At 42.9% G+C, this 1,332-nt stretch carries 2 protein-coding genes and 1 pseudogene; all 3 read right to left on the reverse strand.

The features are described 5' to 3' along the window. Positions 1-96: pseudogene (locus ACLNCN_RS04820) on the reverse strand (6-carboxytetrahydropterin synthase QueD); the annotation flags it as partial. Continuing rightward, complete coding sequence (gene queC, locus ACLNCN_RS04825) at positions 96-749, reverse strand: 7-cyano-7-deazaguanine synthase QueC (RefSeq protein ID WP_084888782.1); 654 nt, start codon at positions 747-749, stop codon at positions 96-98. The gene queC and the pseudogene ACLNCN_RS04820, both read right to left, overlap by 1 nt. A 201-nt stretch (positions 750-950) precedes the next feature. Continuing rightward, complete coding sequence (gene trxA / locus ACLNCN_RS04830) at positions 951-1,265, reverse strand: thioredoxin (RefSeq protein ID WP_001029581.1); 315 nt, start codon at positions 1,263-1,265, stop codon at positions 951-953. Positions 1,266-1,332 lie beyond the last annotated feature (67 nt).

A 1,332-nucleotide genomic window follows, 5' to 3' on the forward strand; every position in this document is an offset into this window, starting at 1 on the left:
ATCAAAGGTAAATTCTTTTGATACCAAGGTTCTGTGAGGATTGTAGACAAGAGACTCCCCGGTTTCCTGTTTGATTTCTTTGGGTGCAAAAAACATTAGTCCTCTCCTTTCTGTGAGAGATAAACATCTAGACCATGCTGACGTAGATGGCAGGCTGGGCAATTTCCGCAGCCACTTCCAATAATCCCGTTGTAGCAGGTCAAGGTCTTTTCACGGACATAGTCAAAGGCACCGAGTTGGTCGGCTAATTCCCAAGTTTCAGCCTTGTCTAGCCACATGAGAGGTGTTTGGATAACAAAGTCGTAATCCATGGCAAGGTTGAGGGTAACATTGAGAGATTTGACAAAGACATCTCGGCAGTCAGGATAGCCTGAGAAGTCTGTCTCGCAGACACCTGTCACGATATCTTTAATACCTCGTTGCTTAGCAAGGACTGCCGCAAAGGACAGAAAGAGGTGGTTACGACCGTCAACAAAAGTATTGGGAACCGCTCCCTCTTTTTGCTCGATTTCCAGATCAGAGGTCAAAGCATTTTCAGTGATTTGACCCAGCAGAGACATATCTAGTATATGATGACGAATACCCTGTTCCTTAGCGATTTCTCTAGCAACTTGAATTTCGAGGTGATGGCGTTGACCGTAGGCAAAGGTAACGGCTTCGACCGTTTCATAGTGTTCTTTAGCCCAAAAGAGGCAGGTTGTAGAATCTTGACCGCCACTAAAGACGACCAAGGCTGATTGACGTTTCATAGTACTCCTTCCAAAATGGGAAATGTTCAGAGCACGCAAAAAGCTCCCTTGAGGGAGCTAAAAAATACCAAGTCAAGGTTTTTTTTAGCGATGGCATGTCCCAAACATCGTAATATTCTACCTACAGTCTAGCATATTTTTTGAAAAATGGCAAAGGGCAAGAAAAAAGAGACCAAAGCAAGTACTTGGTCTCTAGTATGATTAGCTCAATTCAGCAACGATGGCTTTGATTTGTTCAGCTGTGTGAACACCAGCAACTTGTTTCACCACTTGGCCGTCTTTTTTGAAGAGAAGAGTTGGGATAGACATGATTCCAAAGGCACGAGCTGTGTTTGGATTTTCATCCACGTCCATTTTAACGATTTTCAAGACATCTTCTGAAAGTTCTTCAGACAATTTATCCAAGATTGGACCTTGCATACGACATGGACCACACCAAGTTGCCCAGAAGTCTACCAAGACCAAACCGTCTTTTGTTTCTTGTTCGAATGTTGCATCTGTAATTGCTTTTGCCATTGTATTTCTCCTTTTTTAGTTATATTGGCTTAAATCTTGTTTCATGAGATAGAAGAAGACATCTCCG

The sequence above is a fragment of the Streptococcus sp. CL8.13 genome, from assembly GCF_049737895.1.